Source organism: Rhodococcus sp. BS-15, assembly GCF_000813105.1.
Classification (GTDB): domain Bacteria; phylum Actinomycetota; class Actinomycetes; order Mycobacteriales; family Mycobacteriaceae; genus Rhodococcoides.
Map to the genome: position 1 here is coordinate 1 of NZ_BAOX01000222.1, position 8,234 is coordinate 8,234.

An 8,234-nucleotide genomic window follows, 5' to 3' on the forward strand; every position below is an offset into this window, starting at 1 on the left:
TCCGCCGCCGACGCCCAACTGCGCCGCGACGTCGTCCACCACGCGGTCGTTCGCCGTCGCGGTGGTCGCGAGCACGGGGATACCGTCGCGCAACTCGGCGATCAGAGTTCTGATCCGTCGGTAGTCGGGCCGGAAATCGTGGCCCCAGTCGGAGACGCAATGTGCTTCGTCGACCACGACGAGGCCGGCGTCCCCGGCCAAGGACGGCAGCACCTGATCGCGGAAATCGGGATTGTTCAATCGCTCCGGACTGACCAGAAGCACGTCGAGTTCACCGGAGTTGACCTGCTGATGGATGTCGTCCCACTCGGTCATGTTGCCGGAGTTGATGGTCCCCGCGCGGACGCCTGCCCGCTCGGCCGAGGCAACCTGGTTGCGCATCAGCGCCAACAACGGAGAGACGATCACCGTCGGACCCAGGCCCTGTGCGCGCAGCAGCTTCGCCGCGATGAAGTAAACCGCCGACTTGCCCCAACCGGTCCGCTGCACCACCAGCGCCCGCCGCCGGTGCACGACGAGGGCCTCGATGGCTGTCCACTGATCTTCGCGCAGGACCGCATCCGGGCCGGCGAGTTCGCGCAACAACTCCTCGGCGCTCTCGCGCAAGTTCCCGGTCGTGGACTCCGTGGTCGTTGTCATAGGCTCCATCGTGCAGTAAGCATCCGACATCAAACGCGGGCCGGTCGGAAACGGTCGGACCGTGCAGTCCGAGAGGATCAGCGGTGGTCGATCCCGATTCCGATTCGATGCCGGCCGACCAAGGACCCGTGCACCGTCACTTGTGGGCACTGGCAGCGGTGTTCGCAGGCGGAGCGGCGGGTACGGCAGTTCGCTACGTGATCGAGGAGCAGCTCCCGCATTCGGCGTCGCAGTGGCCCACAGCAACCTTCGGGATCAACATCGCCGGCGCATTCGTGCTGGGCCTTCTCCTCGAGTCGCTGGTACGCGGCGGGCCCGATGCAGGAATTCGGCGCAGGCTGCGGTTGCTGGGAGGTACCGGGTTCTGCGGCGCGTTCACCACGTACAGCACCTTCGCCCTCGAGACGGTGGAAGGGTTTCGGAGTGGGTTCACCGGTCTGGCAGTGGCCTACGCAGTGGTCAGCGTGATTCTCGGAATACTTGCAGCCTGGGCCGGAATCGCACTGGCAAGCAGGGTGGTTCGGTGATCGCGCTGTGGGTTGCGGCGGCCGGCGGGCTGGGGGCAGTCGTTCGCTTCGTCGTCGATGCGGAAGTGAAGTCACGTCTCCCGGCGCGAACGAGCTTTCCCTGGGCGACGATCGGCATCAACGTGTCCGGGTCGTTCCTGCTGGGCGTGCTGGCCGGATGGGTGATGTTCCGAGCCGGCTCGACCGACATTCACGCCGTCATCGGCACCGGGTTCTGCGGCGGGTACACCACCTTCAGCACGGCGAGTGTCGAGACCGTGCGGTTGCTACAACAGGGGCGTCGCCGCGATGCCGCCGTCAACGCGACAGTCGGCCTGCTTGGGTCCGTACTGGCATGCGGCGGCGGCCTTGCGCTCGCGTCGTCGATGTGAGGGCCTGGTTCACGCCTGACTGACGCGCACCATGTTGCCGGCAGGGTCACGGAATGCCGCGTCGCGCACACCCCACGGCTGACTCGTCGGTTCCTGCAGAATCTCGGCGGTGCCTGCCGCGCGAATTCTCTCGAAGGCCGCGTCGAGGTCGGTGGCACGAAACAGCAGGCCCGGAAGCTCACCCTTGGCGAGCAGGGCGGCGATCTGATCGCCGAGTTCCTGCGAGCGGCCCGCGTGGGGCTGCGAGAGAACGATCTCGATCTCGGGTTGATCGTTGGGAGACAGAGTGATCCAGCGGTAGCCGTCGCCCTCGACTTCGCTCTTGACCGCGAGGCCCAGCGCATCGCGGTAGAACGCCAGCGAGGCATCGGGGTCGTCGGTGTAGACGTGTACGTGGCTCAGTGAAAGTGTCATGGAGAAAGGCTAGGACGCCCCGGCCGTCGATGCTTCTTCGATTCTGCTCGGTTCGGTGGCAGCAACGGTGCCTCGCATCGGCCGACCCAGAATCATGGCAGTACACGTCGGCACCGCCTGGCTGCCACGGTGGTCGCGGGCGCGGTATGCGCTCGGTGTCTCGCCGACGATCTCGGTGAACCGCGAACTGAACGATCCGAGACTGGTACAGCCCACCGCGAAGCACGCCTCGGTGGCGGTCACATCGCCGCGGCGCAGCAAGGCCTTGGCGCGTTCTATCCGTCGAGTCATCAGATGGGCGTAGGGCGTCTCACCGTAGGCCACGCGGAAGCGGCGACTGAAATGGGCGGTGGACATCAGTGCCGTGCGAGCCAGAGTGGGGACGTCGAGTGGCTCGGCGAATTCGCGATCCATCCGGTCGCGCGCCCGGCGCAGACGTCGAAGCTCCTCGAGGTCGGTGGCGTTCATCCTGCGGCCGCATCGCGCAGTGCGTCGATGTCCTCGCGAGTGCCCGAAGACGTACTCGCACCCGGCCTGGTTGCGGCGAAAGAGCCTGCAACGCAGGCCCATTCGACTGCCTTGCGTGGACCGTCGAACCAGGACGCGGCCAGTGCTCCGGCAAATGCATCCCCGGCCCCGGTGGTGTCGACGGCGTCGACGCGCGGAGCGGAGACCTCGAACGATTCCGAGCCGCGATATCGAGCGCCTCTGGCACCGAGTGTGGTGATCACGTGCGTCACCTCGTTCACTCGGTTTCCGAGACGGGTTTCCTCGGCCTCGTTGACCACGAGCACGTCGGTGGCCGCCACCAGCGCGTCGGGCAGATCCTGAACCGGTGACGGGTTCAGCATCGTCACCACGCCGCGAGAGCGTGCGTGTTCGAATGCGGTCACCACAGTGGCGAGGGGAATCTCCAACTGACACAGGAGAATATCGGCGTCGGAGATGGCGGCGAGATCGTCGTCGGTGAGGTCGCGAACGCGTTCGTTGGCCCCGGGGACCACGACGATGCTGTTCTCGGCGTGATCGTCGACGGTGATGGCGGCGATTCCGCTCGAACCTGCTGCCGTGCGCAGTGCGCGGTCGTCCACGCCCGCGTCCGACAGCGTCCGGCGCAGCGTGTCGCCGAACTCGTCGTCTCCGACCGCTCCGATGAACGACACCATAACGCCGGCTTTGGCGGCGGCAATGGCCTGATTGGAGCCCTTGCCACCCGGTGAGGTGGTGAACGATGTGCCCAGCACTGTTTCGCCGGGATCGGGCAGGGAAGGCGTCCGGGTGATCAGATCCATGTTGACGCTGCCGAGAACGACGATGCGGGGGTTCGAGGCGGACACCGACGAACTGTATCGCTCCGACGGGTGCACCCGCCCCAGTACTGCCAATTGCAGATTGTTGACAATCTTATTTCGGTGGGTGACGATGGCAGGCATGACAGCGTCGACTCGCACCCACCTCAGCCCGGCACTCAAGCAGGCGACCCCGATCGTCGTCGATCACGGAAAGGGCAGCTGGATCGTCGGCACGGACGGGCGCAAGTACCTCGACTTCACCACCGGGATCGGCGTGACCAGCACCGGACACTGCCATCCGCGCGTGGTGGAGGCTGCCCGCGAGCAGGTGGGCAAGATCATCCACGCGCAGTACACGACCGTCATGCATCAGCCACTGCTGGCGCTGACCGACAAGCTCGGCGAGGTACTACCGGCCGGGCTGGACAGCGTCTTCTACGCCAACTCCGGCTCCGAGGCCGTCGAGGCATCGATTCGGTTGGCGCGCATGGCGACCGGACGGCCCAACATCATCGCCTTCCACGGAGGGTTCCACGGACGCACGGTGGCGGCTGCGTCGTTGACCACCGCGGGCACCAAGTTCCGCTCCGGCTTCTCGCCGATCATGGGCGGTGTGCACATCGCGCCGTTCCCGTACGCCTTCCGGTACGGCTGGGACATGGACACCGCAGTGGCTTTCGCGCTCAAGGAACTCGACTACCTGCTGATGACGATGTCCAGCCCCGCCGATACCGCCGCGTTCATCATCGAACCGGTACTCGGTGACGGTGGTTATCTGCCCACGCCTCCGGAGTTTCTCGAGGGACTCCGCGAACGCGCGGACACCCACGGGATCGTCCTCATCGTCGACGAGGTGCAAGCAGGCGTGGGACGCACCGGAAAGTTCTGGGGCCACCAGCATTCGACGATCACACCCGACATCGTCATCACCGCAAAAGGTCTGGCCAGTGGATTTCCCATCTCGGCGATCGCGGCATCGACCGAGTTGATGGGCAAGGCGTGGCCCGGATCGCAGGGCGGCACGTACGGCGGCAATGCCGTCGCCGCTGCGGCGGGTGTCGCGACGCTCGACGTCGTGCGTGAGGAAGGTCTGGTCGCCAACGCCGCCGCGCAGGGCCGAGTTCTGCTCGACGGCCTCCTCGCACTGAAGTCCGAGCACTCGGCCATCGGTGATGCACGTGGACTCGGCTTGATGCAGGCACTCGAATTCGTCGACAGCGCAGGAAATCCCGATGCCGCGGCCGCCCTGCGCGTGCAACAGGGTGCGATCGATGAGGGGCTGTTGCTGCTCACCTGTGGCGCGCTCGGCAACGTGGTCCGGATCATCCCGGCGCTGATCGTGAGCGACGACGAGATGCGGCAGGGCCTCGACGCGTTGTCGCGCACGCTGAAGAACGTGCTGTGACGGCTGCTTCCGTTCGATCCCCAGTTTCCGCACTCGTGCAGGAAGTGCGCGAACTGGGGATCGAGATCGACGACTCGACTCGGCGGCTAGCCGAGTACTCCTACGACGCCTCGAACTACCGAATTCCGCCTGCCGCTGTGGTTTTTCCGCGCAGCACTGACGATGTTGTTTCAGTTATGGCTCTGTGCGGGGCCGCGGGAGTCGCAGTCATCGGCCGCGGCGGCGGAACGTCCATGGCGGGCAACGCGATCGGCCGCGGAATCGTGCTCGACTTCTCCCGCCACATGAATCGCGTGATCTCGGTGGACATCGACTCGCGAACGGCGGTGGTGGAACCGGGAATCGTGATCTCGGAGTTGCAGCGAGAGTTGACGGCGCGCACTGCTGGAGCATTCACGTTCGCACCCGACCCGTCCAGCAAGACACGCGCGACGGTCGGCGGGGCGGTCGGCAACGACGCGTGCGGCAACCATTCGGTTCGCTACGGCCGAACAGCCGACCACACGGTGGCCATGGACGTGGTGACTGCCGACGGGCACCTACTCCGGGTGACCCGTAGCGGTGTGGAGGCAGTGCATTCGGAGGATGCGGCGGCAACCGATGCGGCCGAACGCATCTCGCGCGAGCTGCACTCGCTCGCGGCCGACAACCTCGCGCTCTTCAGAGTCGAACTGGGCCGCATACCACGCCAGGTCTCCGGATTTCACCTGTCGCATCTGCTGCCCGAGAACGGATTCGACGTCGCTCGTGCACTCGTCGGAAGCGAGGGCACGTGCGCGGTGATCGTCTCGGTCACCGTCGCCGTCGTGCCCGTACCGCAGGCTGCGCTGTTGCTCTGCCTCGGCTACGACGACGTGGTGGCTGCTGCAGCGACGTGATTGCCATTCTCGAGTTCTCGCCTGCCGCAGTGGAAGGTATCGACGACAACATCGCCCAGACCATGGAGTACCGGCGCGGACCGGACTCCGTCCGCGGTCTGCCTGCGGGAAACGCCTGGCTCTACGTCGACCTCGACGGAGCCGATACCGCCGAGGTGGAGAACAAGGCCGCCCGTCTGCTCGAGGCGCTCGGTCTGCTCGGCCGCGTCAAGGAAGGCCGCATCGTCACCGACCCGGCCGATCGAACAGCGCTCTGGCGAGTGCGCGAGGATGGCGCGGGCCTGGCGACCCGCCTGGCCAGCGGAGTCGAGTCCTGGGGTGGCTGGGAGGACGCCGCCGTCGCACCCGAGAACCTGTCCGCCTATCTCGCGGACCTCAACGTGCTTCTGGCCGAACACGATCTGACCGGCGTGATGTACGGACACTTCGGTGCCGGCTGCATGCACGTGCGCATCACGTTCGATCAGCGCACCGACGCCGGACGACGGGTGATGTACGACTTCCTGCGCGCCGCCGCGCGGGTGGTCGTCAAGCACGGCGGCAGCCTGTCCGGCGAGCACGGCGACGGCAGGGCTCGCTCGGAACTGCTGCCGGTGATGTACTCACCCCGCATGCTCGACGCGTTCGCGCGGTTCAAGCGCATCTGGGATCCGCGCGGGATTCTGAACCCGGGGTCGATCACCGATCCGGAACCGATGATGGACAACCTGATGCTGCAGGGCATCCCACCGCGGGAATGGAAGACCACCTTCGATCTGCACCAGATCGGAACGCGGGCAGATCTGGATCCCTTCGTGCACGCAACTCAGTCGTGCGTCGCGTCGGCAAATGTCGCACCGCGTCGGGAGGCGTCATGTGCCCCAGTTTTCGCGCGACGGGCGATGAGAAGGATTCGACGCGGGGCCGGGCACGAGTGCTGCAGGAGATGGTGCGAAGCTCGCCGACCGTTGCTGACGGGTGGGCCTCGAAGGATGTGGCCGAATCGCTCGACCTGTGTCTGTCCTGCAAGGCCTGTTCGTCGGATTGTCCGGTCGGAGTGGACATGGCGACGTACAAGTCCGAGTTCCTCGACCATCACTATGCGGGGCGACTGCGTCCGCTCTCGCACTATTCGCTGGGCTGGTTGCCTCGCTGGCTGAAGGTGACGCAGCGAACGGCACCGTTGCTCAACCGTCTGCTCACCCCGCGCATCGCGGCACTGGCGGCTCGACTCGGTGGGCTGACCACCGAGCGGCCGTTGCCGCGCTTCGCGTCGGCCAAGGAGTTGGCTCACGAAGTACGGATCGGCGGCGGCCGCGACGCGGAAGTCGTGTTGGTCGTCGACACGTTCACCCAGGGCTTTCGCCCGGAGGTCGCGGGTGCGGCGCAGCGGGTGCTAGAGGACTCGGGTCGCAGCACCGAATGCCGGACCGACGTGTGCTGCGGTCTGACCTGGATTTCGACGGGCCAGCTCGAGGCCGCCCGCAAGCACCTCACGAAAGCCGTTGCTGCACTGGATGACGGCACCGACCGACCGATCGTCGTCACCGAACCTAGCTGCGCTGCGGCGTTCCGCAAGGACATGCCGGAGCTGGTTCCCACTGCGGCCGCGAGACGGGTCGCGGCGCGGGTGCAGAGTTTCGCGGGCGCGGTGATCGATCAGGCTGCCGCCGGGTGGGTGCCCTCGGCCGAGGTGCCCGATTCGGTGACGGTACAGACGCACTGCCACGAATACGCGGTGTTCGGCAACGCCACTCAGCGCACGGCATTGGCTTCCGTCGGTATCGAGGCGGTACGGGAGGCCACCGGATGTTGCGGGGTCGCAGGGAATTTCGGCTTCGAGGCTCGGCACTACGAGCTGAGCATGGCCGTCGCCGAGCAGGCCCTCGCGCCTGCGGTTCGTGCGGCCGAGCCCGACACCCCGATTCTGACCGACGGATTCTCCTGCCACATGCAGGTGCGTCAACTCACCGGTGACCTGACGAGCGATGCGTCCGTACACCTGGCGCAGATACTCGATCCACGTTCGACGAAAGGACCGCGGCCATGACCGCCAGTTCGACCACCAGCCTCACTCGCCCCACCATCACTGCTCCTACCGAACTGTTCATCGCAGGCGCGTGGACCCCCGCAGCATCCGATGCCCGGTTCGATGTCATCGATCCCGCCAGCGGCGAGGTCATCGCCAGGGTCGCCGACGGCAGCATCGACGATGCCGAGAACGCCATGGCTGCAGCGGTCGACGCCGCCGCCGACTGGGCCGCGACACCGCCGCGTGCACGCAGCGAAATCCTCCGCAGAGCATACGAATTGATCATGGCGCGGTCGGAGGAGCTCGCTGCGATCATCACCGCGGAAATGGGGAAGCCACTGGCCGATGCTCGCGGTGAGGTGGCGTACGGAGCCGAGTTCTTTCGCTGGTTCTCCGAGGAGGCGGTACGCATCTCGGGCGATCACACCCTCACCGGAGATGGGAAGAACCGCATCGTGGTCACCCGCGCACCGGTGGGACCGTGCATTCTCGTCACTCCGTGGAACTTCCCGTTGGCCATGGGCACTCGTAAGATCGGCCCGGCGTTGGCGGCAGGGTGCACCGTGGTGTTCAAGCCGGCCGAGCAAACGCCGCTGACAGCACTGGCTCTGGCCGGGATCCTGCACGATGCGGGTGTTCCGGCGGGAGTGGTCAATGTCGTGACCACCACCGACGCGTCGGGTGTCGTGGGTTCGTG

Annotated in this window: 8 protein-coding genes and 1 pseudogene; 5 read left to right on the plus strand and 4 right to left on the minus strand. The window is 66.3% G+C overall.

Features of this window, described 5'->3' with window-relative positions; all coding sequences use genetic code 11:
- The coding region (locus tag RHBS_RS20250) for a DEAD/DEAH box helicase (RefSeq protein WP_145977554.1) at positions 1–639 on the minus strand (639 nt) is incomplete at its 3' end.
- A 107-nt stretch (positions 640–746) separates the two neighbouring features.
- On the opposite strand from RHBS_RS20250, the gene crcB (RHBS_RS20255) reads away from it, so the two are divergent.
- Both crcB (RHBS_RS20255) and crcB (RHBS_RS20260) read left to right on the plus strand, forming a co-directional pair.
- Positions 747–1,166: a fluoride efflux transporter CrcB gene (crcB, locus tag RHBS_RS20255; RefSeq protein ID WP_121872320.1), complete on the plus strand. Its 420-nt coding sequence runs from the start codon at positions 747–749 to the stop codon at positions 1,164–1,166.
- Positions 1,163–1,537 (plus strand): fluoride efflux transporter CrcB, encoded by a 375-nt coding sequence (crcB, locus tag RHBS_RS20260; protein WP_121869474.1) that lies wholly within the window; start codon positions 1,163–1,165, stop codon positions 1,535–1,537. Before crcB (RHBS_RS20255) ends, crcB (RHBS_RS20260) begins: the two co-directional genes overlap by 4 nt.
- A gap of 9 nt (positions 1,538–1,546) precedes the next feature.
- Here crcB (RHBS_RS20260) and RHBS_RS20265 read toward each other — a convergent pair whose 3' ends face one another.
- From RHBS_RS20265 to RHBS_RS20275, 3 genes are read right to left on the minus strand one after another with little or no spacing between them, the layout of a single operon-like run.
- Entirely contained in the window at positions 1,547–1,951 is a 405-nt protein-coding gene (locus tag RHBS_RS20265) for a VOC family protein (RefSeq protein ID WP_121869475.1), read from the minus strand.
- Between the two features lie 9 nt (positions 1,952–1,960).
- The gene (locus tag RHBS_RS20270; RefSeq protein ID WP_121869476.1) at positions 1,961–2,419 is read right to left on the minus strand and encodes a helix-turn-helix transcriptional regulator; all 459 of its coding nucleotides are present in this window, start codon (positions 2,417–2,419) and stop codon (positions 1,961–1,963) included.
- A complete protein-coding gene (locus RHBS_RS20275; RefSeq protein WP_259467888.1) occupies positions 2,416–3,288 on the minus strand; it encodes a ribokinase in 873 nt (290 codons plus the stop codon). The genes RHBS_RS20270 and RHBS_RS20275 overlap by 4 nt, the downstream gene beginning before the upstream one ends.
- A gap of 94 nt (positions 3,289–3,382) precedes the next feature.
- Between RHBS_RS20275 and RHBS_RS20280 the strand changes: the two genes are divergently transcribed.
- From RHBS_RS20280 to RHBS_RS20290, 3 genes and pseudogenes are all read left to right on the plus strand, one after another.
- Complete coding sequence (locus tag RHBS_RS20280; RefSeq protein WP_121869478.1) at positions 3,383–4,648, plus strand: aspartate aminotransferase family protein; 1,266 nt, start codon at positions 3,383–3,385, stop codon at positions 4,646–4,648.
- Positions 4,645–7,555, plus strand: a pseudogene (locus tag RHBS_RS20285) (FAD-binding and (Fe-S)-binding domain-containing protein). The gene RHBS_RS20280 and the pseudogene RHBS_RS20285 overlap by 4 nt, the downstream one beginning before the upstream one ends.
- The coding region (locus tag RHBS_RS20290; RefSeq protein ID WP_128646318.1) for an aldehyde dehydrogenase family protein at positions 7,552–8,234 on the plus strand (683 nt) is incomplete at its 3' end. The pseudogene RHBS_RS20285 and the gene RHBS_RS20290, both read left to right, overlap by 4 nt.

Bases quoted from the DNA above. Each gene is read 5' to 3' on its own strand.
- crcB (WP_121872320.1), top strand. From the start codon at position 747: ATGCCGGCCGACCAAGGACCCGTGCACCGTCACTTGTGGGCACTGGCA.
- RHBS_RS20265 (WP_121869475.1), bottom strand. From the start codon at position 1,951: ATGACACTTTCACTGAGCCACGTACACGTCTACACCGACGACCCCGAT.
- RHBS_RS20270 (WP_121869476.1), bottom strand. From the start codon at position 2,419: ATGAACGCCACCGACCTCGAGGAGCTTCGACGTCTGCGCCGGGCGCGC.
- RHBS_RS20280 (WP_121869478.1), top strand. From the start codon at position 3,383: ATGACAGCGTCGACTCGCACCCACCTCAGCCCGGCACTCAAGCAGGCG.